Origin of the sequence: Sphingopyxis sp. (assembly GCF_050725615.1) — a bacterium.
Classification (GTDB): Bacteria; Pseudomonadota; Alphaproteobacteria; order Sphingomonadales; family Sphingomonadaceae; genus Sphingopyxis.
Map to the genome: position 1 here is coordinate 1 of NZ_JBOHHU010000046.1, position 24,933 is coordinate 24,933.

Consider the following 24,933-nt stretch of genomic DNA (forward strand, 5'->3'; position numbering starts at 1 on the left):
CCTCAAACCCGCCCTCGCCCGCCACCGCGACGAACATCTCCAGCGTCGCCAAATGATCCATCGATTATTCCATAAATCGGAATGAAGTTGTGCAACCTTCATCGATTATCACCACCGTGGCAATGACCTAAATCGGCTCGGCGAAAGGAGCCGACCGATGGCACGCAATTACCGGACCACCCTTTTCGACGAAGACATCCGGCGCTTGCAGGAACTCCATGGCTCGCGCGCGTCCTATGCGAAGCTCGACGCCGGCGCCGATGGCACGCCCGACGTGCTGACCGCGAAGGAGATCGCCCTCCTGGCGGAGCGCGACAGCTTTTACATCGCCAGCGTCACCGCCGACGGCTGGCCCTATCTGCAGCATCGCGGCGGCCCCGCCGGATTCCTGCGCCATATCGACGGCAACCGGATCGGTTTCGCCGATTATCGCGGCAACCGGCAATATATCAGCACCGCGAACCTGATGCGCGACGACCGCGTGTCGCTGTTCCTGATGGATTATCCGAACAAGGACCGGCTCAAACTGATCGGCCACGCGCGCAGCATCGAACTCGCCGACGACCCCGAGCTGGTCGCTTCGCTCATGCCCACGGGCTATCGCGCGATCCCCGAACGCGCCTTCCTGATCGATGTCATCGGCTGGGAATGGAATTGCTCGCAGCACATCACGCCGCGCTTCACCGAGGCCGAGATCGCGGCGGCGATCCAGCCGATGGCCGCCGAACTCAATCACTTGCGCGCCGAAATCGCCGCGCTTCGAGCAGAGAAGGAAAAGACATGACGACCGCTCTCACCCAAGGCGCCCATCATATCGGGCTCGCGGTGCGCGATGTCGCCGAAGCACGCGATTTCTTCGTCGATGCGCTCGGGTACCGCGTCACCGCCGAGCGCCCCGACTATCCCGCGATCTTCGTCACCGACGGCGCCACGTTGCTCACCCTGTGGCAGGTTGCCGACCCCGCGAGCGCGCGCCCCTTCGACCGCCGCGCCCATGTCGGGCTCCACCATCTCGCGCTCAAGGTCGCCGATCTCGATACGCTGCGCACCGTCTTTGCGCGCGTCCAGGGTCACCTCGGCGTTTCGATCGAATTCGACCCCGAACCGATCCGCGAAGGCGCGACCACGCATCATTTCATCTGTGCGATGCCCGGCGGACTCCGTATCGAGTTCGCGACCCCCTTCGCCTGAAAGGACAACCCATGCCCACTGTGAACATCAAGATCACCCGCGAGGGCGCGACGCCCGAACAGAAAGCCGAACTGATCGCCGGCGTCACCGAGCTGCTCCAGCGCATATTGGGCAAGAATCCCGCGACCACCGTCGTCACGATCGACGAGGTCGATCTGGAGAATTGGGGGATCGGCGGGCTCCCGGTGCGCGACTATCGCGCCGCACAGGCGGCCAAGGCGCCCCAGCCATGACCGCGCCCAACAGCGCCCCCGCCTTCGCGCTCATCATGCTGCTCACCGGCATCGGCATCCCGATCCTCGCCGCGCTCAACGGCGGGCTCGGCGCCCGGCTCGGCAGTCCGATGGCGGCGTCGATGATCCTCTTCGGCCTCGCCTTCCTGATCGCGACGACCGGCGCGCTGCTCACCGGCTCGGTCGGACAGGTCCGCTTCACCAGCGCGATCGCACCGCAATATTATTTCGGCGGCCTGTTCGTCGCCTTCTATGTCATCGCGGTGACCTTCATCGCCCCCAAATTCGGCGTCGGCAACGCGATCTTCTTCGTCCTCGTCGGCCAGCTGGTCAGCGCCGCGACGATCGACCATTTCGGGCTGTTCGGCGCGATGCGCTCGGCGATCGACCTGAAACGGATCGCCGGGATCGGGCTGATGGTCGCCGGGGTCTATCTGGCGCGCCGGACGGCCTAGCGCCGCCTGTAGGTCCAGCTCATCGCCTTGCCCCCGTCGATCGCCGAAATCGTCGCGGTCATCGTTGCGCCGTCGCGGGCGTATCGGATGCGCTGCGGATAATCATGCGCCGGATTTTCGAAGGTCGCGCTCGCCTGGTCGTGCGCGACCAGCGGGAACGCGACCGGCGCCCGCCCGCCGGGCTGCGCGATATAGGCGACCGCGCCGTCCGCGCCCGCCTGCAGCCGCAGGAACTCGAATTCGCGCAACGCGTCGCCGCGGCCCGACCGGCTGACCCCCAGCATCACCCCGCCGCGCGGCGACGTCCAGTTCTCCTCGGTCCAGCGCCCGCCCTCCTCGCGGCTCCATTGTCCCGCCATCCAACCGAGATCGTCGACCGTCGCGGGCGCGCTCGCCGCCGTCAGCAGCGTCGCCGCCATCATCGCCATCACGCTCTTCATCCTCGCTTCTCCCACCGGCCCTGCGCCGGACGCCGGTCTGGCATGACCATCGCCGTCCGTCTTGAACCGATACGACAAAAAGCGTCTAAAGCGACGATGGACTATCGCGAGGTCGCCCCGCCGCCCGCACTCGCCGGGCTGGTCAAGACGCGCTGGACGCTCGCCGCGAACGGCGGGCCGGGCGACTGGATCGAGCAACAGGCGACCCCCGACGGCTGCGTCGAGCTGATCCGCCGCACCCACGGCCGATCGCGCTGGGACACCGACCAGCCCGCGAGCTTCGTCGTCGGGCTGGTCGACCGCCCGCAGGTCTTCGCGATCAGCGGCGATGCGCGCTTCGAGGCGCTCCGCCTCTGGCCCTGGGCGTGGACGATGCTCGGCGGCGCGCCGCTCGCGACCCTCACCGGCCGCTGGCAGCCCTGCCCCGCGCCCGATTTCGACGCGATCGCGCGCCGCCTCGCCGCCGCGCCCGCGCTCAACGCCGTCGGTCTCGCGATCGTCGCCGCGCCGACGGTCGCCGCGATGGGCAGCGCCACCGGCCTGTCGCCGCGCGCGCTCCAACGCTGGTTCGCGGCGCATGTCGGGATGCCCCCGCGTGCCTATCTGCGCCTGCTCCGCTTCCAGAAAGCCTTTGAGACGCTGCCCGGCGAGACGAGCCTCGCGGGCCACGCCGCCGACGGCGGCTTCGCCGACCAGGCGCATATGGCGCGCGAATTTCGCGACCTGGCGGGGGTTCCGGCGGGCCAGGCGCGCCGCCGCGCGCGCGGGCCGTTCCTGCGCTAGGATCAGGTCCCTAGAGGTCGGGGCCGCCGAGCCGCTGCTTGTGGTAACGCGTCCGCGCGACGATCACCCACAGCAGCACCGCCCAGCCGATGCCCAGGCAGATCCAGCCCCAGGTCGCGGTCGGCAGCGGCCCGAGCATCGCCGGCCCGCCGTTCTGCGGCCACACCCACAGTCCCAGCGAGGCGAAGACGAACAACAGGCCCATCCGGCGCGGGGTGCGGGCGACGGCGCGCAATTCGTCGCGATAGGCGGCGCGCGCCGCCGCGTCGGACAGGTCGGGCCGGCTCATTCCGCCGCCACCGGCAGATGCGCGACGATCGCCCGCAGCGCGGCGACATGGCGATCCAGCGCCCGCGTCCCGGCGCGGCTGAGCGACGCCCAGGTCCGCTGGCGCCCGCCCTCCGCCGCCTTGCGCAGCGCGACATAGCCCGCATCGGACAAGGCCGAGAGATGCTTCGACAGCACCGAATCGCTGACCTTGACCAGCTCGCGCAGCTTCGCGAACTCCATCTCGCTGACCTTGCTCAGCAGCGCCGCGATCTGCAGCCGCGCCGGCGCGTGCAGCACCATGTCGATCCCGTCCATGGTCAGGCGCCCCCGTCCAGCAACTCGCGATCATAGAGGCGCGTCCACCACAGGCTCATCGCCAGCGCGACCACGAACGCGAAGCCCGCGATGCCCAGCTTCACACCAAGGTCGAGATGGTTGAAGCGCGCGTAGAGCTCGCCGCCCATCGCACCAAGCATCAGCGCGAGCAGCAATAGCGTCACCGGCAAGGTCCGTCCCTTGCGATAGCCGTTGACGAAGACGCCGTAGCGCTTGCGATCGTCGGCGACGAGCCAGGCGATCGCGGCCAACGGCGCGACGAGCAGCGGCAATTGCACGGGCAGATCGAATCCCTGCCCCAGCACCAGCGTCGCCATCACCGCGGCAAAGGCGGCGTGCCGCCACAGCGGATATTTGGGGCCGCTGCGCGCCAGCTCGCGCTGCGCCTCGGCCATGCTGTCGAGCGCCGCCCGGGCTTCGATCGGATTCATGCTGTCGCTCCTTCACTTTCCAACGTGGAAAGCGATAAGCCTCTCTTTCCGATTCGGCAAGTGATAATTTTCCAAACTGGAAAGTTAGGGGTCAGCCCGGCACGATCCGCACCGGCATATGGACGAACCCGTGCAGGAACGGGCTCGCCAGCCGCTCGGCCTCGCCCTGCGGTTCGACCCGGATGCCGCGCGTCACAATCTCCTCGATCAGCGTGCAGAGCTGGATCTCGGCGAGCCGCGCCCCGACGCAGCGGTGGATGCCGTGCCCAAAGGCGACATGCCGCCGCGCATTGGCGCGCCCGACGTCGAAGCGCTCGGCATCGGGAAAGACGCCCTCGTCGCGGTTCGCCGAAATATACCAGAGGATGACCTTCTCGCCCTTGCGGAGCTGCTGCCCGCCGAGCTCGACGTCGCGCGTGCAGGTGCGCCGCATATGCGTCACCGGCGACTGCCAGCGGATGATCTCCTGCGCCGCATTGGGGATCAGCGAGGGATCGGCGCGCAGCCGGTCGAGTTCGCCGGGAAAGCGATGCAGCGCCTCGACCAGCCCGCTCATCGAATTGCGCGTCGTGTCGTTGCCGCCGACGATCAGCAGCGCGATATTGGCGAGCCGCTCCATCGGATTGAGGCTCCCCATCGCCTCGCTGTGGACCATGCGCGACAACAGATCGTCGGTCGGCGGCAGCGCCTTGCGCTTGGCGAACTCCGCATCGAAGCGCGCGAGCATCGCCTGCATCTCGGCCATCCACGCCGCGCGATATTCCTCGCTCGCGGTCTCGGGCGAGACATGGCCGCCATAATCCGACCAGCGCTTGAGGTCGTGGCGCTCCTCCCACGGGAAATCGAACAGGATGCAGAGCATGCCGATCGTCAGCGGCACCGACACGCTTTCGACCCAGTCGAACGTGTCGCCGACCGGCAGCGCGTCGAACAATTCGCGCGTGCGCTGGCGCACCTCTTTTTCGCGCTCGGTCATCTGGCTGGGGTTGAAGGCGGGGGCGATCACCTTGCGCTGCGCGGTGTGGACCGGCGGGTCGGCGGCGATGAAGTTCGGCAGGTTCGACTGCGGCGGCGGGTCGGCGATGACGATATTGCCATTCTCCCACGAGGAGGAGAAGGTCGCGGGATCGAGCTCGACCGCCTGCACCAGCGCGTGGCTCACCACCGACCAATAGCCGCCATAGGGACTGTCGGGGCACCAGCTTACCGGCATGTCGGCGCGCAGCGCCGCAAAAGGCTCGCGCCATTTATTCTCGACATACAGCGCATTGTCGCTGACATCGACCGGCGCGATCGCCCGCGCCTCTTCGACCACCGAAGCCATATTTCTCTCCCGCCGCCCGCGCGTCGCGGGTCTTGCGCGGCGACTATGCCACGCTTGCCCGGCGAGTCCAGCGGCGGCGGGCGCTGATACAAAAAGGGGCGAGGCCGCGCGGCCCCGCCCCCGTTCATGGCGATGCCGGCCGGCTTACCAGCCGATCGTCACCCCCGCGCGCGCGGCGGTCTTGCCGCGGCGGTTGAAGCCCGACGCGACGCCGGCATTCAGCGCGACGTTCGGCGAGACGAGGAAGCCCATCTGGATCGACCCTGCATGCGCGCCATCATAAGTGGCGACGTTCGCGGTCAGGTTGAACTTCATGTCGGGCAGGAAGGCGTTGCCGCTGAGCGCCGAGGCGACGGCGGTCGAGCTGGAGATGCGGTCGTCGAGGATGCCGATCTGGGCATCGATCTGGTCCATCCGCGTCGCCAGCCCGTCGATCCGCGTCGACAGCGCATTGTCCGCCGCGATCCGCGCATTCATCTCGGCCGACAGGCCCAGCGTCAGGTTGGTCGTCGCAGTCTCCTGGATCGCCAGCCGCTGCGACAGCTGCAGGTCGAACTGCTGGCGCGCCGCCGCCTCGGCGCTGATCGCCGCGCCGAGCTGGTCGACGTTGACCGCATCGGTCCCCGCCGTGCCCGCCGCGACGTTGGTCAGCTGGCGTTCGCCGCCGGCGAAGCCGATCGACACGCTGTTATCGCGCGTCGCCTGCGACCCGCGCCCCAGCGCGACGCTGTTCGCGCCCAAGGCATCCGAACCGCGGCCCAGCGCGACGCTGTTCGCGCCCGTCGCCGATGCGGCGGCGCCCAGGGCGAGGCTGCCCGGGGTCGCCGCATTCGCGCCGCTGCCCAGCGCGACCGCCGACGTGCCCGTCGCGGTGCTGGCATTGCCGATCGCCACCGCCCCGTTGCCGGTTGCCGTGTTGTTGGCGCCGATCGCCACCGCGCCGGTTCCGGTCGCGATATTGGGATCGCCGATCGCCACCGCGCCATTGCCGTTCGCCTGGTTCTCGAGCCCCAGCGACACCGCGCCCTCGCCATTCGCCACGGTGCCCGAACCACCGGCGATCGCACCATTGCCCGTCGCCGTCGGCACCGCGCCGCCCTCGTTGTTGCCGACGATATTGCCGGTCTGGGCGATCACCTCATCGACCCGCGCCAGCGCCATGTCGGCGGTGGTGTTGGCTTGACTTGCGCTGGCGAGCGCCGCCGCGGCATCGGCAACCGCCTGATCGGCGCTGCCCTGCGCCGCCGCCGAACTGGCGAGCGCGGTGTCGGCGGTCGACTGCGCCGCATTCGCCGCGCTTTGCGCCGTCGCGGCGTTGGCGAGCGCGGTGTCGGCGGTGCCCTGCGCCGTCGCCGCATTGGCGAGCGCGCTGTTCGCGGTGCCTTGCGCCGTGGCGGCATTAGCGAGCGCGCTGTTCGCCGTCCCCTGCGCCGCATTGGCCGAGGCCTGCGCCGTCGCCGCATTGGCGAGCGCCGTATCGGCGGTGCCCTGCGCATTGGCGGCATTCGCCAGCGCGCTGTTGGCGGTCGACTGCGCCGCATTGGCGGACGCTTGCGCGGTCGCGGCATTGCCGAGAGCACTGTCGGCCGTGCCCTGCGCCCCGGTCGCGGCAGCGAGCGCCGTATCGGCGGTCCCCTGCGCGGCGGCGGCGTTGGCCAATGCGGTATCAGCGGTTCCCTGAGCGGTCGCGGCGTTAGCAAGCGCGCTGTTCGCCGCGCTCTGCGCGCCCGCCGCATCGGCGAGCGCGGTATTCGCCGTCGACTGTGCGGTGGCGGCGTTCGCGAGCGCCGTGTCCGCCGTCCCCTGCGCCGTCGCGGCATTGGCGAAGGCGGTGTCGGCTCGCGATTGCGCGGTCGCGGCGTTGACCAGCGCATTGTTCGCGATCGACTGGACGGCGGTCAGCTGGTTGAGGTTGACCGCGTCGGTGCCCTGCGTGCCGGCGGCGACGTTTACAATTTGTCGCTCCGAACCGGCTTTGCCGATCGACACGGTATTCGCGCGGTCGGCTACCGACAGAGCGCCCAGCGCAACCGAATCATCGGCACTACTCACGGCACCGGCCCCGAGGGACGTTGAACGCGCCCCGTCAGCGACGGCGGTGGCTCCAACCGCAACGGCAAGCCTGCCACCGCTTTGGGACGCGAAGCCAAAAGCGAGCGCAAAATCGTTCGAAACTGTCGCGTCTGCTCCGATCGCCAGTCCAAGCAATCCGTTTGCCTGCGCGCCATTGCCATCAGCGGTATAGTCGCCGCCAATAGCAATCGACCCAGGCCGTCCAGCCGACGTCTTCGTGCCGATCGCAATGGAATCGGCACCCACAGACTCAGCCTCGGTTCCAAGCGCGATGCTCGACCGGGTGCTGGCCACCGACGCCGTGCCGATCGCAATGGCGTCCTTCGCCGCCGAGCTGACATTTGCGCCGGCTCCTACGGCGATGGCGCGCTCGGCGGTTGAATTGACGTGGGCACCCGCCCCGACGGCAATGGCGCGCTCGGCATTGAAGTCGACCGTTGCGCTATTCCCGATCGCCAATGAAGCCGTAGCGCCTGCCGTTGCATAATTGGAAATAGCCGTTCCCGCAAAATACGCGCTGCTATCCTGTCCGATGGCGAGACCGACAAAGTCGCTCTTGCTCCGCAATCCGATCGCGATTGAATTGTTGGAAGCCGATTCCTTGCCGATCGAGATGCCGGGTTGGCCGGTGGACCTGGCATCTTGGCCGATGGCTATCGTACCGCCCGCGCCGGAAATGCCCTGGTTCGTTGCGGCGCCCAATCCGATGGCTATGTCGCCCAAGCCGTTGGAATAGCTGTTGAGGCCGGCCGACACCCCCCCAAAATAGGAATAGGAACCGGCTCCGATCGCGACGCCGCTGCCTTCGGCGCCGGCGGAGTGACCGATTGCAACGGCTTTTTCGCCCACTGCACTCGTATCCGTGCCCACTGCGATGGAATTAGCGCCAAATGCGAATGCGCCCGAACCGACGGCCACAGCCAGCTCGCCCGGCGCCGAAGCGGTGGGGCCTTGGGTGCCCGCGCTGACAGGATTGACCGCCACATAAGGATTCCCCGCAGAGACTGCTGCATCGAGCTGGGCCTTGTTCACCGCGTCGGTGTCCTCCGTACCCGCCGCGACATTGGTCAGCTGGCGCTCGACACCGACGGTGCCGAATGAAACGCTATTGGATCTGGTGGCGACCGAATCGTTGCCAACTGCCACGCTGTTTACGCCGCTCGCGTTCGATCTCACGCCAATCGCCAAGCCGCCCGCTGACGCGATGGAATTTCCGCCGAGGGCCATCGAGTCCCCGCCGAAGGCATTTGCCTGATTCCCAATTGCAACGGAGGTCAGTCCTTCGGAATATGCCTGCGTTCCGATCGAGACGCTGCTTGATGCATAGGATTGTTTGCCGATGGCGACAGCAAAATTGCTGACAGCGTTGGCTTGATAGCCGATACCGACCGCACCGTCCCCTTGGGCATTGCTATCGGCGCCGACCGCGACCGTATAGATGGAGCGGCCAGCGGCGTTGCTGCCGATGGCAACCGCTCCAGTGTCGAGAGATAGCGCGCCGAGACCGACCGCGACGCCTCCGTCGCCTTCCACAAAGGCGACGCCGCCCACCGCGACGCCTCCTACCTTTGTTGACGTGGCGCCCTTCCCAACCGCTACGGTTGCGATCTCGGTGGCGCGACTGTCGGCGCCAATCGCCGTGGAAGCTGGAGCAGACGCTACCGCATTGGGTCCACAAGCCAATGTTATGTCCCCCTCGAACGTCGGCCCCTGCGACACGGCCCCACCATCGGTGTCTGCAGCATCCGCCACGCCATTATTATTCGTATCCAGCAAACATTCCGCCGCCATCGCCGGCATCGCCGTCATCCCCACCACCAACGCAGCCGCACATAAGGACCCGCGCAGCGCGGTCCGAACCCGAATAGTCATATAGAAAAGCCCCTGTTCTTCCCGGTCGATCGTGACCGATACTCGATTCGTCGGAAATCGAACACGGTTCGTCAACAGAAAAAGTGAGGCTTTTCCATCACTTCATCGCATATGACGGTTCGATTACGCCGCGCCGCCGATGCCGCTCGACAGCGCGCGCCGCCGCCGCTAATCTGGGCCCATCCCCGGGGAGCCGCGTCTGTGATGGCCGGTTGAGAGCGGAATAGACCGCGACCCGTTGAACCTGATCCGGCTAATACCGGCGGAGGGAGGGTCGGTATTCCACCCCAACCAAAATGGGCGGAATCCGTCTTCGCTCCGATAACCAACGGAGCGACTGCACATGGCCGACATCGACGCGAAATTCGAAACGCCCACCCCCATCGGCATCACCACCGGGCCGATTCGCGGCAGCCGCAAGATCCATGTCGCGACCCAGACCGGCAGCGGCATCCGCGTCGCGATGCGCGAAATCGACCTCGACCCGCATTCGGGCGAGCCCCCGGTGCGCGTCTATGACACGTCGGGCCCCTACACCGACGCCAATGCCATCATCGACATCAACGCCGGCCTCCCAGAACTCCGCGCCGACTGGATCCGTGGTCGCGATGACGTCGAGGAGGTCACCCAGCGCGAGGTCAAGCCCGAGGATAACGGCCAGCTCGGCCCCGACCGCTCGGGCGGCGTCCCCGCCTTCCCCAACGTCCGCCGCCAGGTCCTCCGCGCCAAGCCCGGCGCCAACGTCAGCCAGATGCACTATGCCCGCCGCGGCATCATCACCCCCGAGATGGAATATGTCGCCGAGCGCGAAAATCTCGGCCGCGCGCGCCTCGCCGAGTACAAGCGCGACGGCGAAAGCTTCGGCGCCAGCATCCCCGATTACGTCACCCCCGAATTTGTCCGCGACGAGGTGGCGCGCGGCCGCGCGATCATCCCCAGCAACATCAACCACCCCGAAAGCGAGCCGATGGCGATCGGCCGCAACTTCCTCGTCAAGATCAACGCCAATATCGGCAACAGCGCGGTCGCATCCGACGTCGCGAGCGAGGTCGACAAGATGGTCTGGTCGATCCGCTGGGGCGCCGACACCGTCATGGACCTGTCGACCGGGCGCAACATCCACGACACGCGCGAATGGATCATCCGCAATTCGCCCGTCCCGATCGGCACCGTCCCCATCTATCAGGCGCTCGAAAAGGTCGGCGGCATCGCCGAGGACCTGACGTGGGAAATCTTCGCCGACACGCTGATCGAACAGGCCGAACAGGGCGTCGACTATTTCACCATCCACGCCGGCGTCCGCCTGCCTTACGTCCCGCTCGCGGCGAAGCGCATGACCGGCATCGTGTCGCGCGGCGGCAGCATCATGGCGAAATGGTGTCTCGCGCATCACAAAGAAAGCTTCCTCTACGAACGCTTCGACGAGATTACCGAGATCATGAAGGCCTATGACGTCGCCTACAGTCTCGGCGACGGCCTCCGCCCCGGCAGCATCTATGACGCGAACGACGAGGCGCAATTCGCCGAGCTCTACACGCTGGGCGAGCTCACCAAGCGCGCCTGGGCGCAGGATGTCCAGGTGATGATCGAGGGCCCGGGCCACGTCCCGATGCACAAGATCAAGGAAAATATGGACAAGCAGCTCGAAGCGTGCGGCGAGGCGCCCTTCTACACGCTCGGGCCGCTCACCACCGACATCGCGCCGGGTTACGACCATATCACCAGCGGCATCGGCGCGGCGCAGATCGGCTGGTACGGCACCGCGATGCTTTGCTACGTCACGCCCAAGGAGCATCTGGGCCTGCCCGACCGCGACGATGTGAAGGTCGGCGTCGTCACCTACAAGCTCGCCGCCCACGCCGCCGACCTCGCCAAGGGCCACCCCGCCGCGCAGGTCCGCGACGACGCGCTGTCGAAAGCGCGCTTCGAATTCCGCTGGCGCGACCAGTTCAACCTGTCGCTCGACCCCGACACCGCCGAACAATACCACGACCAGACGCTCCCGGCGGAAGGCGCGAAATCGGCGCATTTCTGCAGCATGTGCGGACCCAAATTCTGCTCGATGAAGATCAGCCAGGAAGTCCGCGACTTCGCAAAGCTGCAAAATCAGGACAGCGCCGCCTTCATCGCCGCCGAAGAGGCCGAAAAAGGCATGGCGAAAATGAGCGAGGTCTATGAGGAAACCGGCCGCGAGCTGTATATGGGGGCTGGCGGGCGGGAGCATGATTGACCCTACGCCAAATTTCGGCGAAACTGCTTTGAAGCAACCTGGTCAATTCAAGGAACCATTTAGATGAACCCCGTCAATCAAGCACAGATGAAGGAGTTCGCTGAGGCTTACGATTTGGAAGAAAAGTCCGAAAGTGATCAATTTGAACTTTATACCATCTATTCCATTATAAATGGAGGGTCTGGAGAAAATATTGATCCCTTCGACGCCCATTTAACTGGTACCGAGTTTGGCCTGGATGGCGTCGCTATAATTGTCCAAGGTAATCTTGTTACAGATGCTGATGAGGCGGCTACCGCAATAGCGGACACCAAGAATCCTCAAATTGATTTTTACTTTTTTCAGTCAAAGACTTCCGCAGGATTTGACTACGGCGAAATGTCAAAGTTCTTTGACAGTGTTAAAGGATTTTTTTCTGGGCAGCTGTCTAAAGAATCAGCGCAGCTCGACGATCTAATTGAAGCCAAAGATTATCTTTACACCAACGGTGTAAAAAGAAGAAATCCGGGAATTTATTGCTATTTCGCGTCGACCGGAAGCTACGAAAAACAGCAGAGGATCGAGCGCCTAGTCGAAAACACAAAGAATGAACTAACAGAGCTTAGCATTTTTGACGAAGAAAATCTCGAAATTAATATTTATGGAGCAAGTCAGCTTCAGCGCCTTTATCGCGCAGCATCCACGTCTACTGAAGTTACTTTAGACTTTAAAGAAAGCGTAGTCCTTCCTCGGCACGAGAGCGTGGGGGAGGGTTATATTGGCTACATACCAGCATCGGAATTGCTTAAAGTTGTTTCAATATATAATGAAAGTGGAGAAATAATAGATATAAATAAATCAGTATTCTTTGACAATATTCGAGACTACAATTCAAATTCTAAGATAAATAAAGAGATATCGTCCAGCCTGGAAAATGGCGAGCACGATAATTTCGTTTATAGGAACAACGGAATAACGGTGGTCGCGAGATCCATTAATAGGATCGGTAACAACTTTACTATTGAAGATTTCCAGATAGTGAATGGATGCCAGACAAGTAATGTCGTTTTTCATAATCGTGACAATATAGAAAACGTATTTGTTCCATTTAGGTTGATCGGAACAAAAGACGAGGATTTCATATTTTCGATTATTTCGGGAACTAACAAACAGAATCCGGTTCGAGATGAGCAGTTTTGGTCATTGCTACCATTTATGAAAAATCTCGAAGAATTTTCGAGAAATGCTCCTACGTCTAAAAAGATATTTCTTGAAAGGCGAGAGAATCAATATCGATCGGAAGCTGTTGAACGTGCGCGGATCGTGCAGATGCAGCCATTCTTTAAGGCAGTAACGGCGGGCCTATTAGGCGCTCCGCATCGTGCAGCACGGAACTACAAAGCCGAAATTGGAGATAATGTAGAAGATATATTTGAAGAAAGGCAGGATGTTCGCCCTAGCTATGCGATAGCATTTTTACACTATCGCCTTGAGTTCATGTGGAGAAATCAGAAAATCAATGCCGCAACTAAAATTTATAGATTCTATATTATAGATGCTGCGGTAAGGCAGGTGCTAGGTCGGCGAGCCTTTATAGGCTTGTCGAACAAGGAGAAGATTAAGTTTTCCGAAGAATTGATCAAGTTGAGTGCGGATGAAACTCGCCTAAGTAGAGTGGTTTCTAGCGTCGAGAAAGCGCTGGAAACGCATCTAATGAGTTCAGGTGCAGCAACTGCTCGCGAAAAACTTCGCGATACGATACGATCTGAGACGTTTTTTTTAGGTGTCCGAGGTCGCTATACGCCAGTGGCAGGCACTCTAAAATAGTACCGTGTAAGATTAACCTGGACTACTGAGAGTTACAGTGATAAAATTACGGCAATTATATACTTGAGAAAGCAGAACAGAAGTGGTACAGGATTCGGGACAGGCCGGTACACCCACTGAGATTGAGCTAACGCCCGCTATGATTGACGCTGGCGTTCGCGAGCTGCTTTTTTGGCTTGGCGACGTCGTGTCTGAGTCTCAGCGGACCTTGAGCGAGCAAGCTGTAACCTCGGTCTTTTGCAAGATGGCAGCTTATTGTCCCCAAGGACGTCATACGCCAGAACCGCTAGGTAGTTAGCCAAGGCTATGAGGTCGCCGCGCAAGGCTCGCCAGTGTTTGTCGAACGGCAATTGCTCCAGTCGCTTTATGGTGGCTTCCTTGGATCCGATGCCGGGGACAAATTCGTCATAGTACCAAGCCATGTTGGTGTGCACCGCGTCGTTTCGGAAGGTGCCGAGTTCGTCGAGCGCGCCAAGCGCCCACAAAATGCCCTTCTGGACTACCTTTCGTCCCTTAAGGCGATGGCGGACAGCGACTTCGAGCAGGTTTCTTTGCCCTTTGTCGGTGCCCGACGAGTGCCACACGTCCAAGGTGTGTTGGTAGTCAACGTGCATGCCCAAGAATGTGAAAACGCCGAACACCGATGCATGGGCGGAATTGTAGGCATGCAGGACTTCGCCGACACGGCGGTTATGTCGGGCAATCGCCTTGGGGTCTTGGAGCGGCAAGCGACGCCGTGCGGTGAAGCGGTCGCCGGGTTTGCTGACCTTACCAACGCTGCTATGGACTTTGCCCATGTCTGACACCGATCAAAAAGAGCTAGAGACGCTTCGCCGGATGCTGGCGACGCCGCCGAGGCCGCACAAGGCGACAAGTAAGCGTAAGCCTAAGGCCGGTCATCGGGATGCACATAACCCGGCGGCGGGTCATACTCCACCGGACGTGTAACAGCGCCCGCTCCTTGTCCAACGAGGAACGGCAACACGGCGGAATCTAGCATTCGCTCGGAGATCGAAATTTTACCGTCTGCAATGGCGGTGAGATGTTTGGACGGCTGCCTACCGGGCGGGGTTACGGTATAGAGCCGCTTCGTCGGGAAGCGCTTCTTGATGAACGAGAACGTCGCCGCTTGGTCTGTATCGGCTGTGACAATGAACGCCGCATCATAGACGTTATCGACGGCATCTTGGAACGCAGCCAAAGCCAGGTTTATGTCTGTGGCCTTCTCGCGAGGTATATCCCAGTTCGCGCCACACGCTCGACAGCCAGCTGGCTCCATCACTTCGTGACCGAACTCACATTGCACGCCGCAATGATCGAGCGCGAGTTTAAGGGCGCGGTGTCGTGCCTTTGCGCCCGTGTTACCCGATCGATAAGCGGTGCACCAAACGACTTTCACAAGTGGCTTCGCATGCCCCTTCATAATGGATTCCGACAAACGCCAGAGATTGCACCATTTTAGGTAGTTCAGGTTCAAGTCATCTATCGCATGATAGAGGTTGAATGCATCGATATAGACGGCCCCGCGCATTTTAACTCCCTGTTGACTTCGCCGGTGTACGTACCTATCTCGCACGAAGCAACGCCGCATGGTGCGCCCAGCGGCCCCCCCGGGAACCACGGTTCCCGGGGTTTTATTTTGTCCATCGCTTTCGCTTTTCGCCGATCTGGCGCGGCGCCTGAAACCAATCAGGCGGCGATTGCGTCAGTCCGCCGATAGGTGAGGCGCTTGCCGCCGATGCGCGACAGGGCAACCGAGGCGCGTTCCGCGTCGGTCATGGTGCGAGTGTTGTAACGGAAATCGAACTCGCCGGTATAGCGAGCCAGATGGGCCTCGCTCATATGGTGGTAGGTGCCGATCACGCCGCGCTTGAAGATGGAGAAGAAGTTTTCGGCGGTGTTGCTGTGCTTGAAGCCGCCGGTGGTGACGTACTGCTTGGCGCTGTGGTTGACGACGCTGTGGCCGTTAAACTCGCGACCAACGCTGGTATAGACGACGCTTTCGTCGGTCATCAGGTGCGAGCGGCGGTCAACGTTGGTGACGATAAGGCCGCGCAGATGCTTGGCGTTAACGTTGGCGACGTGAAACGAACGAACGTGGCCGTCACGCTCGACCAGCGCGACAACGGCTTTCTTAGGGGCAGGCTTGCGGGTGGCGCGGTTCTTGGCCTTGCCACCGACATAGGTTTCATCGGCTTCCACAACGGCGTCAGGACCGCCGAGGGGGCCGTCAGTACCATCGGTTTTCATGGCTTCGCGGATGCGGTGGCACATGAACCAAGCGGTTTTGTAGGTGACGCCGAGCATACGCTCGATCTGCTTTGCGCTCATGCCCTTCTTGCTGGCGCACAGCAGGTGATTGCAGAGCAGCCATTTGTGAAGCGGCACCTTCGAACGCTCAAAGACGGTGCCAACGGTGACGGTGAACTGTTCGCGGCAATCGTTGCACTGGACCAGTCCGGCGCGGTGCTTCTTGCCTTCAAGGCGCGTGGCATTGAACGAACCGCAATGGGGGCAGGTCGGACCTTCCGGCCAACGGATCGCTTCCAAATGCTCGCGGGCTTTGGTTTCGTCGTGAAAGTGCGGGGCAGTGATGTTCGTCATGCCCTATTCTATGCCGTCTCATGCGCTGCTTTGTCAAGTATATAATTGCCAAAATTACGGTGAAAGTTTACTAAACCCCCAAATTACGGACCTATGGAACGGCCCGAAGGCGCCCACCTCTCGGGCGCCGCCGAACCGCCCCTGCAAATCCTATTTCGCACACCCACTACAAAAAAACCCTTTCCTAAAAAATCCCCGTCTGGTTCATCCTTTCGGATGAAGCACGACAAGATCATCCCCGACCTCGCCGCGGTTCGCGCGCGCGCAAGGCGCGCGAAAAAGGCGCCCGGCCCCGTTCGCATCACCAAGGCGCGCCGGCCGCCGCCCGACGACAGCCGCACGCTCGCCGCGGCGCAGGACTTCGTCCCCGCAAGCCCGCGCGAACGCCATGATGGCTGGACACCCGAAAAGCAGGTCGAATTCATCGATGCGCTCGGCGAATGCGGCTGCGTGACCGAGGCGTGCGAGCGCGTCGGCCTGTCGCCGTCGACCGCCTATCGCCTGCGCCGCCGCGTCGACGCTTACAGCTTTCGCGCCGCATGGGATGCCGCGCTCGTCTATGCGATCCGCCGCCTGTCCGACGCCGCCTTTTCGCGCGCGCTGCACGGCGTCGCGCGCCCGGTGTGGTTCCAGGGCGAACAGGTCGGCGAGCGGCTTTATTATGACGAGCGGCTGACGATGTTCCTGCTGCGCTATCGCGACCCCGACACCTATGGCGCGTGGCGCGACCGCCGCGAACCGCGCCGCCGCCCCGATGCACAGGCCTTCGCGCTCGCCCGCTGGACCGGCCATGTCGCCGAGGATGCCCATGACCGGGGCAGCGGCGCGACCGTCGACCGCGAGCGCGAGGAGGACGACACCTTATGGCTGACCGACGAAGAGGCGGCACAGGCCGACGCCGCGGCGTCCGCGCCGCAGGTTGCGACGCAGGAGGAAACCGACGCGCGGCTGATCGCCGCCCTGGCGGTGATGCGGCGGCTCAAGGCGCTCGACATCGCCCCCGGCGGGCTGACCGACGCCGAATTCCATCGCCAGATCGACCTCGAGCAAGCCCGCCGCGCCGCCGCCGGCACCGCGCTGACCATCGATTGCGGCAATGATGAAGAGGGGGATGACGCGTCGGAAGGGCCCGAGCCCCCGGAGGGCGGGACATAAGAGGGGGGTGTAGCGTGACCTTTGTGACCTTCCGGCCCGGAACCTTCGGCCCATCGCGACGGCCCGCCTCGACGGCCCACCCATCGTCGCCACCCCGACATCATGCTACGCTCGCTCTCCATGCGCGCCCGCAACCCGCTCTACATCATGGCCAAGCCGCCGCCCGAGGTGCAGGCGCAAATCGCCGCGCTGCCGCTTGGGCGATCCCGGGCGCGGCCCCGACCTCCTCCATGTCACGCTCATCTCGCTCTACGACCTCCACCATGCGCCGCCCGAGTGGCTGCCCGCGACGCCCGAGATTCTTGGCGCCGCGCTGCTTTACATTTGCGGTCGGTCCGGATCGGAGAACAGCCGCACATAGGGCGCATATTGATACACCCGATACCGCTCCTGCCCGGTAATTTCGACCAACAGGTCCGCATCCACAAACCGCTGAATCAAGTTACGTGCCGCCTGAAAGGTGATCCCAAGGCGCTCGGCCGCCTGGCTGACGCTGATGAACGGCGTCCGATAGAGCGATTCGAGGATGCGCAATCCACTACCGGCTCCCCGGCCAAACCCATCGGTAATCAATTTTCGGTCTGCCTCGCGCCGCGCCACGATCGCGCGCGCCGTCTCGGTCGCCTCCAGGCTTACGACCGCGACGCCTTCGAGGAAGAATTTGATCCACTCCTCCCATTCGCCCCGGTCGCGAACCGCCTGCAGCAATTCATAGTAACGTGTACGGTGGCGCTTGAAATAATAGGACAGGTAGAGAACCGGCTTGATCAGGATTTCCGCTTCACAGAGGAGGAAGGTGATCAGCAACCGCCCTACCCGCCCATTGCCGTCAAGGAAGGGGTGGATCGTCTCGAATTGCGCATGGATCAGTCCGATCTTCACCAGCGGCGGCAGCCTGTCGCTGGCATGGATGAACTTCTCAAGGTCGGAGAGCAGCCGTTCCACGTCGTGCGGCGGTGGCGGCACGAAGATCGCCTCATTCAAGCTTGAACCGCCCGGCCCGATCCAGTTCTGGCTGCGGCGAAGCTCTCCAGGGCTGGCCTGATTGCCCCGCACGCCATTCAGCAGGCGGTGATGGATTTCGCGAATGAGCCGCACCGAAACCGGCAGCTCGCCGAGACGCGCCAATCCGTGATTCATTGCATCGACATAGTTCAGCACTTCGTCGACATCGCTCGGATGCCGCGTGTCGTTGATCGACGCCTCGGCTTCCAGCAGATCATTAAGCGAGGACTGCGTACCCTCAATCTGGCTAGAAAGCACAGCTTCCTTGCGAACATACATAAAGACGAACAGATCGGCGTCGGGCAGCGTCTGGATCGATCCGTCAAGTCGGCCAAGCGCCCTGTCCGCACGCGAGAGCAGCGTATGCAGCTCATCGTCCCATGCGATCGGCGGATCGGGCGGCAGCTGTTCAGGTATAAACGCAGCATAATGCGCTGGTTGGCGCACATATTGTCCCGCGCGCTTGCTATTTTGGTTCACGCCGTTTCTCGCTCTATCAAGGCTGAATTGACTTAGCCGATCAAACTTTCGCTAACGCAATCCAGCGTTGAATTAGAAGGTGCCTTCCATTTTAAGTCAAGTCTGGATTTAATTATATGCCGCAGCGTCATCTGGCGCAATGTTGGCTTTAATAAGCTCCTCCATTCACCCGAAGCGGCCGTCCGGCAGACCATGTCACGCTGATTTCGCTCTATGAAGCAGCGAAAGAATTTAAGCGCCCAACCGCCGCCGCCCCACCGGACAATCGGCAGCCAGCGGGCAAACTGCGCAATCGGGTATGTCCCACCGGCATAGCGTCTGGCCCAAATGCTTCAGCGCGATATGGAAACCGAGGAAATCGCCACCCATCCAGTCCGGCATCGCCGCAGTCACCGCCTCGCTGGCGACGCGATAGTCGGCGGCCCTTGGCACAAAGCCGAGCCGCTGCAGCACCCGCAGCACATGAGTGTCGACGATCATCACCGGCCGCCGCAGCGTGCTGGCGTTAAGCGTCGAGGCGGAGACCTTGCGCGCCACGCCGGGCAACCGCTCCAGCCACGCCAGCGCATCGCTCAGCGGAAGCTCCGCCAGCTGGGCAAGCGCAAATCCGCCGTCGATCGCCGCAATCCGGCGCAAGGCCGCGACCAGATGGGCCGCCTTCGCCTCGGCGAACGTCACGTCGCCGATCGTCCGCGCAACCTCCGCTGCGGTCGCCTGCGCCAGTGCAGCGGGCCCGCCATAGCGATCAACCAGCCGGTCATAGGCCGCCGTCGACACCGCGTCGCGGGTCCGCGCGCTGATCATCGATTTGACCAGCTGCCCGACCGGCGATCGCCGATGGCGCGGTATTGCGACCGGACCCAGTTTTGCATAGCAACCGGCGATGTCCGCCGCCGCAAAGGCAAAGGCGACTTGCATGTTTCCGGTATAGAACATATCAAGAACATGAAAAAGGTTTTTAGGAAGAATGCGCGCCCGCAACCCGCTCTACGTCATGGCCAAGCCGCCGCCGGAGGTGCAGGCACAAATCGCCGCGCTGCCGCGCAACGACCCCGGGCGCGGCCCCGAGCTGCTCCATGTCACGCTCATCTCGCTCTACGACCTCCACTATGCGCCGTCCGAATGGCTGCCCGCGACCATCGCCGCGCTGGGCCGCTTCGCCGCAGCGCCCTTCGCGCTCGCCTTCGACCGGATCGAGAACCGCAAGGCGGTGACCCTGCGCACGCGCGATCCGCTCGCCGAGGCGCGGGCGTTCCAGAAGGCGTTGGTCAACCATCTGCTGCGCGAAAAGGCGCCGATCATGGACGGCACCACCCCCGAACCGCATATCACGATCAACTATCGCGGCGACCGGCAGAACGCACAGAAAATGCCGCCGATCGGCTGGACGGTGGGCGAGATCATCCTGACCGAAAGCGTGGTCGGCAAGACCACCCATGTCGAACATGGCCGCTGGCGGCTTGGCGGGGGTGTGGGGTGATGGTTGGCGGCTTTGGGTGGGGCAACGTCGGCCGCCTGCTGGCTCCGCGCCGGCGCAATGGCGCCAGGTCCGGTTATTTTTTGTCTCACGCAAAGGCGCAAAGGCACAAAGAGGTCGTGCTCTGCCGCGAAGCGGCTTTTTCCTTCGGTGGTACGGCATGATGCGACGATGATGGACAGGCGACCTTGCGGTCGCGGGGCGCTTCTTTGTGCCTTTGCGCCTTTGCGCCTTTGCGTGAAATAAGTCTCACAAACGTCGGCGCACAGCGCTTCGGTTGCTATGTCCGCAACCGTCCGCTTGCCGCCATCCGCCTTGGGGCCTATCCTCGCCCCAGCAAAGGCCAGCCCCCATGTCGCACCCCTCGAACATCGTCCATTGCGCCGGCCCCGCCGACCCGCACGCGCTCGACGGGATTTCGCGGCGCCACCGCAGCGGCGACCTCGACAAGCTCTGCCCGGTCTGCGCCGGTTACGGCCAGTGGAACATACAGATCGACCTCGTCAGCCACCGCTCGATCCGCCACGCCTGCCCCAAATGCGACGGACGCGGCTGGATCGAGACCGGCGACGACCTCGTCCCCTCGCCCGACATCGCGCTGTCGCCGCAGGGCCAGCCGATGTGGACGGTGCGGCTCGACCCCTCCGACGATGCCGAATAATCGTCGCAGCGCGGCCGGTGCGGCCTCACAACGTGTATTGTATCAATAATACAGTGGCGCTATAAAGCATCGATCGGAGGATCGTCGCCATGGCTTCACCCATCGCCCTCGGCCATGCCGGATGGCTGCGCCCCGGCCCCTATCGCTGGGTGCGGGCGCTCGGCTGGCTTTGCCTGCTGACCATCCTGTGCGTCGCGGCGTTCAATGTCGCCGCCGATGCCAGCCTGCGACTGGCGGCGCTGGCGGCGGGCGAGACCTTTGTGTCGCGCGCCGCGTCGCCCGCCGGGGCACGCCTGCTGGCGGTGCTCACCGGGTCCGCAGCGATGCTTGGCGTCTATGCGGCGGCGGTCGCCCTCGTCGAACGGCGGCGCGTGCCCGAGGTCGGGCTGGCCCGGCTGCTTCCCGACCTGCTCGGCGGGCTGCTCATTGGCGGGCTGCTCATCGCCGCGATCGTCGCACCAATGTGGGGGGCGGGCTGGGTCCGCATCACGACGACCCCCGTCACCCATATTGCCGAAGCGTTGAAACAGTCGGTTCAGTCGGGGGTGATCGAAGAGGTGGTGATGCGGATCATCCTGTTCCGCCTGCTGTGGCGCGCGATCGGGGTGGTTCCGGCGCTGATCCTGACCGCGCTGGTCTTTGGCGGATTGCATCTGTCCAACCCCGATTCCTCGCTATTTGCCGCGCTGTGCCTGATCGCCGGCGAGGGTGTGGCGGCGGGCCTCTATCTGCTGACCGGCCGGGTGTGGATGGCGATCGGCATGCACGCGGGATGGAATTTCGCGCAAGGGTGGATTTTCGGCGCGGTCGTGTCGGGCACCGACGGATTTGGCGGCGGCCCGCTTCGCACCGCGCCGGCCGAGGGGGTGTCGGCATTTCTGAGCGGCGGCGGCTTCGGCCCCGAAGCCTCGCTGTCGGCGCTTGCGGTCTCGCTGATCGCAAGCATCGCCTTTCTGATGGCGGCGTGGAAAAGGGGCCGCTTCGTCACCGACCCGCCGCCGGATAAGGATGGCGCCGCCGCCCCGGCCGACAGCGATCGCCGGACCGAGGAGAGCCCGTGATGACGACCCCCATTGGCCCCGACGCCGGGGCGATTTTCTACCACGGCACCCGCGCCGACCTGAAAACCGGCGAGCTGCTCGCGGCAGGCTGGGGCAGCAATTATCAGACCGCCCCGCTGTCGTGGATCTATTTCTCCGCCGCGCTCGAGTCCGCAATCTGGGGCTGCGAGCTCGCGCGGGGGGAGGGCCGCGAACGGATCTATATCGTCGCACCGACCGGCGACTGGTTCGACGATCCCAACCTCACCGACAAGAAATTCCCCGGCAACCCGACCCGCAGCTATCGCAGCCAGGCGCCGCTGCGCATCGTCGGCGAGGTCACCGAGTGGACACCCCATCCGCCCGAGGTGCTGCAGGCGATGAAGGACAATCTCGCCCGGCTGCAGGCCGGGGGCGCTCCGATCATCGACTGACGACCGCGCCAGCTCCGCTCGTTGTGACCGCCGCTGTCGCCATGCTAGCAGGACCCCTATGACCCGCGCCCACTTCGCCTCGCTCGCCCTCTGTCTCGCCGCCGCTGTACCGGTCCGCGCCGCCCCCGAAGCGCCACCCTTCGCCGCGCCCCCGGCCACCGCCGCGCCGCGCCTGCGCGAAGGCGAGGGGCGCGCCGGCGACCTCCATATCGTCCAGCTCTGGACCGCAGACTCCGACGCCTTCCTGGCCGAATGGGCGCGGCCGACGCCGCCCAGGCTCGTCACCAGCAACCGCACGACGCGCAACCGGCCGCTCAGCCAATTCATCATTTTCGACAGCTGCCGCGCCGACGCGGCGGGCCATTGCCGCCTGACCGCGCGGATCACGATCACCGACCCCGACGGCGCGCCCTATGGCGATCCGATGGCCTTCGTGATCTGGGACAGCAAGCCCGCCCCGCCTCCGAAGCGGCTGATCCTGTCGCCGAACAGCATCGGCCTGGTCATCGAGGACGGCGAAAAGCTCGGCACCTATCGCGTCCACCTCGCGGTGACCGACGAACATGCCGGGGTCACCGCCGAAGCGACCTCGTCGATCGCCGTCGACGAAGCGGACGGTGACGCCGCGCCCGCTGCGCCGACCGAATGATGCGCCGCCGCGCGCTCCTCGCCGCGCTGGCGCTCGCCGCGCGGCGGCAAGGCGCGGGTTGCGGCTAAACCGCGACCTCCACCGTGGCCGCGCGTTCGATCGCCGGCCGCCAGCCGGGTTCGACCGCCAGGCCGAAGATGTCGGCGAGCGCCGCTTCGATCTCCTCGGCGCTCAGATAGCGCTGATCGACCGTCCCGTCGGTGCGGCGGATCGTCAGCCGGTTGTCGCGCAACGCGATGCGGGCATCGGCGGTCGTCCGCGCCGCGATCAGCTGGTGGCAAAAATGCGAGTCCGGATGGCGCGACGTGTACCAATTGCCGACCTCATAATCGATCGCCGGCGGCTCGCCGTCCTCGACATCATAGAGCGGCCGCCATTCGCCCGCGATCTCGGCTTCGACGCGCCAGGCGTCCCCGACGCGCACCAGCCGGCACGGCTCGTGCGCGGTCGGCTGCGCGCCCGCCCGGTCGATCGCCAGCGGCGCGGCGGGCACCGCCGACCCGAAACCGACGTCGACCAGCCAGGCGCGTCCCGCGAGGATCACGCGGGTCAGCTGGTGGGTGCGCGGGGTCGGCGGGGCGTCATCCGGCAGCGTCCAGCGCACCCGCGCGATCCGCCCCTCGGCCTCGAACCCCAAGGCCCGCAGCACGCGCAGGAACAGGCTGTTCTGTTCGAAACAATAGCCGCCGCGCCGCGCCTCGATCAGCTTGGCGTCGATCGCGGCGGGGGCCAGGTCGACGGCCTTGCCGGTCAGCGGATCGAGCGCCTCGAACGGGATCGCCGCGACATGTGCCGCCTGCAGCGCGGCGAGCACATCGCCGGTCGGGGTCAGCGGCCCGGCATAGCCGATCCGCGCCAGATAGCGCGGCAGGTCGAGAGTGGATGAGGCGGTGGCGGGCATCGGCAAATCTCCGTTCGGCGAATCATCGGCCCGTCTTATGAAAGCTCGACCGGGGTTGAGGTCAAGCCATGTCTGCCCCGCTCGTCGGCGCCTGCTCGCCCCTCGTCGAAGCGGGCTGGCGCGCGCCGTCGCGGCGCGGCAGCGTCGGCGCATCGCTTTAGCCGCCTGGGAGAGCCTGATGCGCCTTGCCCCGATCGCCCCCCTTTTCGCCGCCGCTGCGGCGCTTGCCGCGCCCGTCGCGCCTGCCGCCGCCCAGTCCGCCGGCGACGCGCCGATCGTCGTCACCGGCGAGCGGATCACCGACGATGAGATCGGCGCCTTTGTCGAGGCGCTGACCCCGACGCCGGTCGGCGGCCAGATCGCACGCTTTGAAACGCAGATCTGCCCCGCCGCGCTCGGGCTCCCGGCCGAACAGCGCGCTGCGGTCGAGGCGCGGATCCGGCTCGTCGCCGATGCGGTGGGGCTGCGCGTCGCCGACGCGAAATGCGCCGCCAATGTCGTGGTCATGGTGACGCGCGACAAAAAGGCGCTGCTCGCCACGCTCGGCAAGAAATATCCCGACTTCTTCGCCGGGCTGACCCCGACCGAGCGCAAGCGCATCCGCGACGAACCCGGTCCGGTCGCGGCGTGGCAGGCCGGCGCGGTGGTCAATGCCGATGGCCAGCGCCTCGCGGTCGAAGAGGGGGTGGCGGTCAACCGCACGACGCGGGTGGGTTCGCGGATCACCGCCGCCGCGCGTCCGACCTTCGCCGCCGCCGCCGTGGTGGTCGAGGTCGCGGCGCTCGAAGGCCTGACCCCGACCCAGCTCGCCGATTATGTCGTGATGCGCAGCTTCGCGCGGACCGAACCGGCAAAGCTCGCGGCGGCGGCCCCCGCGACGATCCTGCGCGTCATGGATGCGCCCGCCGGCACCGCGGTGCCGATCACGCTGACCGAATGGGACTATGGATTCCTGCGCGGGCTCTACGCCGCGCCGCCGAATCTCGCCGCACCGGCGCAGCGGTCCGCCATCGGCCGCACGCTCGAACGGCAACTCGGTGGCGACGCCGACGCGAAAGACCCGCCGCGCCCCTAGAGCCTGTC

General features: G+C 64.5%; 26 protein-coding genes and 1 riboswitch. Of the genes, 14 read left to right on the forward strand and 12 right to left on the reverse strand.

Annotation, left to right across the window (positions count from 1 at the left end; all coding sequences use genetic code 11):
* The first annotated feature begins 157 nt into the window (after positions 1–157).
* From ACREB7_RS12025 to ACREB7_RS12040, 4 genes are read left to right on the forward strand one after another with little or no spacing between them, the layout of a single operon-like run.
* A complete protein-coding gene (locus ACREB7_RS12025) occupies positions 158–784 on the forward strand; it encodes a pyridoxamine 5'-phosphate oxidase family protein (protein WP_431592510.1) in 627 nt (208 codons plus the stop codon).
* Complete coding sequence (locus ACREB7_RS12030; protein WP_431592511.1) at positions 781–1,191, forward strand: VOC family protein; 411 nt, start codon at positions 781–783, stop codon at positions 1,189–1,191. The genes ACREB7_RS12025 and ACREB7_RS12030 overlap by 4 nt, the downstream gene beginning before the upstream one ends.
* An 11-nt stretch (positions 1,192–1,202) precedes the next feature.
* Positions 1,203–1,424 (forward strand): tautomerase family protein, encoded by a 222-nt coding sequence (locus tag ACREB7_RS12035; protein WP_431592512.1) that lies wholly within the window; start codon positions 1,203–1,205, stop codon positions 1,422–1,424.
* On the forward strand, positions 1,421–1,879 hold the full coding sequence (locus ACREB7_RS12040) for a DMT family transporter (RefSeq protein WP_431592513.1): 459 nt from the start codon (positions 1,421–1,423) through the stop codon (positions 1,877–1,879). Before ACREB7_RS12035 ends, ACREB7_RS12040 begins: the two co-directional genes overlap by 4 nt.
* On the opposite strand, the gene ACREB7_RS12045 is transcribed toward ACREB7_RS12040, so the two are convergent.
* On the reverse strand, positions 1,876–2,319 hold the full coding sequence (locus tag ACREB7_RS12045; RefSeq protein ID WP_431592514.1) for a DUF6265 family protein: 444 nt from the start codon (positions 2,317–2,319) through the stop codon (positions 1,876–1,878). The two genes, ACREB7_RS12040 and ACREB7_RS12045, sit on opposite strands and share 4 nt — an antisense overlap.
* Positions 2,320–2,415: 96 nt before the next feature.
* Between ACREB7_RS12045 and ACREB7_RS12050 the strand changes: the two genes are divergently transcribed.
* Complete coding sequence (locus ACREB7_RS12050) at positions 2,416–3,102, forward strand: helix-turn-helix domain-containing protein (RefSeq protein WP_431592515.1); 687 nt, start codon at positions 2,416–2,418, stop codon at positions 3,100–3,102.
* Positions 3,103–3,112: 10 nt separating this feature from the next.
* Here ACREB7_RS12050 and ACREB7_RS12055 read toward each other — a convergent pair whose 3' ends face one another.
* The 5 genes from ACREB7_RS12055 to ACREB7_RS12075 all read right to left on the reverse strand — a co-directional run bounded on the left by ACREB7_RS12055 (position 3,113) and on the right by ACREB7_RS12075 (position 9,483).
* Positions 3,113–3,391, reverse strand: coding sequence for a hypothetical protein (locus tag ACREB7_RS12055; RefSeq protein ID WP_431592516.1), 279 nt, complete (start codon positions 3,389–3,391; stop codon positions 3,113–3,115).
* On the reverse strand, positions 3,388–3,687 hold the full coding sequence (locus tag ACREB7_RS12060; protein ID WP_431592517.1) for a transcriptional regulator: 300 nt from the start codon (positions 3,685–3,687) through the stop codon (positions 3,388–3,390). Before ACREB7_RS12060 ends, ACREB7_RS12055 begins: the two co-directional genes overlap by 4 nt.
* Positions 3,688–3,689: 2 nt before the next feature.
* A complete protein-coding gene (locus ACREB7_RS12065; RefSeq protein WP_431592518.1) occupies positions 3,690–4,139 on the reverse strand; it encodes a hypothetical protein in 450 nt (149 codons plus the stop codon).
* 91 nt (positions 4,140–4,230) lie between these two features.
* On the reverse strand, positions 4,231–5,463 hold the full coding sequence (locus ACREB7_RS12070) for a cytochrome P450 (RefSeq protein ID WP_431592519.1): 1,233 nt from the start codon (positions 5,461–5,463) through the stop codon (positions 4,231–4,233).
* Positions 5,464–5,607: 144 nt separating this feature from the next.
* Entirely contained in the window at positions 5,608–9,483 is a 3,876-nt protein-coding gene (locus tag ACREB7_RS12075; protein WP_431592520.1) for a YadA family autotransporter adhesin, read from the reverse strand.
* Between the two features lie 101 nt (positions 9,484–9,584).
* Positions 9,585–9,696: riboswitch (TPP riboswitch) on the forward strand.
* A gap of 55 nt (positions 9,697–9,751) precedes the next feature.
* On the opposite strand from ACREB7_RS12075, the gene thiC reads away from it, so the two are divergent.
* Positions 9,752–11,638: a phosphomethylpyrimidine synthase ThiC gene (gene thiC / locus ACREB7_RS12080; protein WP_431592521.1), complete on the forward strand. Its 1,887-nt coding sequence runs from the start codon at positions 9,752–9,754 to the stop codon at positions 11,636–11,638.
* A gap of 63 nt (positions 11,639–11,701) precedes the next feature.
* A complete protein-coding gene (locus ACREB7_RS12085) occupies positions 11,702–13,444 on the forward strand; it encodes an AIPR family protein (protein ID WP_431592522.1) in 1,743 nt (580 codons plus the stop codon).
* A gap of 137 nt (positions 13,445–13,581) precedes the next feature.
* Here the strand turns inward: ACREB7_RS12085 and ACREB7_RS12090 are convergent, their stop codons facing one another.
* The 3 genes from ACREB7_RS12090 to ACREB7_RS12100 form a co-directional block, all read right to left on the reverse strand.
* On the reverse strand, positions 13,582–14,241 hold the full coding sequence (locus ACREB7_RS12090) for a hypothetical protein (protein ID WP_431592523.1): 660 nt from the start codon (positions 14,239–14,241) through the stop codon (positions 13,582–13,584).
* An 89-nt stretch (positions 14,242–14,330) separates the two neighbouring features.
* Entirely contained in the window at positions 14,331–14,975 is a 645-nt protein-coding gene (locus tag ACREB7_RS12095; protein WP_431592524.1) for an NYN domain-containing protein, read from the reverse strand.
* 158 nt (positions 14,976–15,133) lie between these two features.
* A complete protein-coding gene (locus tag ACREB7_RS12100; RefSeq protein WP_431592525.1) occupies positions 15,134–16,048 on the reverse strand; it encodes an IS1595 family transposase in 915 nt (304 codons plus the stop codon).
* 216 nt (positions 16,049–16,264) lie between these two features.
* Between ACREB7_RS12100 and ACREB7_RS12105 the strand changes: the two genes are divergently transcribed.
* A complete protein-coding gene (locus tag ACREB7_RS12105) occupies positions 16,265–17,203 on the forward strand; it encodes a hypothetical protein (RefSeq protein ID WP_431592526.1) in 939 nt (312 codons plus the stop codon).
* Between the two features lie 318 nt (positions 17,204–17,521).
* On the opposite strand, the gene ACREB7_RS12110 is transcribed toward ACREB7_RS12105, so the two are convergent.
* Both ACREB7_RS12110 and ACREB7_RS12115 read right to left on the reverse strand, forming a co-directional pair.
* Positions 17,522–18,688 carry a Fic family protein gene (locus ACREB7_RS12110; protein ID WP_431592527.1) on the reverse strand — a complete coding sequence of 389 codons (1,167 nt, stop codon included), beginning with the start codon at positions 18,686–18,688 and terminating at the stop codon, positions 17,522–17,524.
* A 231-nt stretch (positions 18,689–18,919) separates the two neighbouring features.
* Positions 18,920–19,624, reverse strand: a complete 705-nt coding sequence (locus tag ACREB7_RS12115) for an endonuclease III domain-containing protein (protein ID WP_431592528.1) — start codon at positions 19,622–19,624, stop codon at positions 18,920–18,922.
* A 31-nt stretch (positions 19,625–19,655) separates the two neighbouring features.
* Here ACREB7_RS12115 and ACREB7_RS12120 point away from each other — a divergent pair, with 31 nt between their 5' ends.
* From ACREB7_RS12120 to ACREB7_RS12140, 5 genes are all read left to right on the forward strand, one after another.
* Positions 19,656–20,168 carry a 2'-5' RNA ligase family protein gene (locus ACREB7_RS12120; RefSeq protein ID WP_431592529.1) on the forward strand — a complete coding sequence of 171 codons (513 nt, stop codon included), beginning with the start codon at positions 19,656–19,658 and terminating at the stop codon, positions 20,166–20,168.
* A 349-nt stretch (positions 20,169–20,517) separates the two neighbouring features.
* A complete protein-coding gene (locus ACREB7_RS12125) occupies positions 20,518–20,826 on the forward strand; it encodes a hypothetical protein (protein ID WP_431592530.1) in 309 nt (102 codons plus the stop codon).
* Positions 20,827–20,915: 89 nt separating this feature from the next.
* Positions 20,916–21,887 (forward strand): CPBP family intramembrane glutamic endopeptidase, encoded by a 972-nt coding sequence (locus ACREB7_RS12130; protein ID WP_431592531.1) that lies wholly within the window; start codon positions 20,916–20,918, stop codon positions 21,885–21,887.
* A complete protein-coding gene (arr, locus tag ACREB7_RS12135; protein WP_431592532.1) occupies positions 21,887–22,300 on the forward strand; it encodes an NAD(+)--rifampin ADP-ribosyltransferase in 414 nt (137 codons plus the stop codon). The genes ACREB7_RS12130 and arr overlap by 1 nt, the downstream gene beginning before the upstream one ends.
* A gap of 58 nt (positions 22,301–22,358) precedes the next feature.
* Positions 22,359–22,949: a hypothetical protein gene (locus ACREB7_RS12140; RefSeq protein WP_431592533.1), complete on the forward strand. Its 591-nt coding sequence runs from the start codon at positions 22,359–22,361 to the stop codon at positions 22,947–22,949.
* Between the two features lie 64 nt (positions 22,950–23,013).
* Here ACREB7_RS12140 and ACREB7_RS12145 read toward each other — a convergent pair whose 3' ends face one another.
* On the reverse strand, positions 23,014–23,850 hold the full coding sequence (locus ACREB7_RS12145; protein ID WP_431592534.1) for an arylamine N-acetyltransferase family protein: 837 nt from the start codon (positions 23,848–23,850) through the stop codon (positions 23,014–23,016).
* A gap of 178 nt (positions 23,851–24,028) precedes the next feature.
* Here ACREB7_RS12145 and ACREB7_RS12150 point away from each other — a divergent pair, with 178 nt between their 5' ends.
* Positions 24,029–24,925 (forward strand): hypothetical protein, encoded by an 897-nt coding sequence (locus ACREB7_RS12150; protein WP_431592535.1) that lies wholly within the window; start codon positions 24,029–24,031, stop codon positions 24,923–24,925.
* Positions 24,926–24,933: the final 8 nt, after the last annotated feature.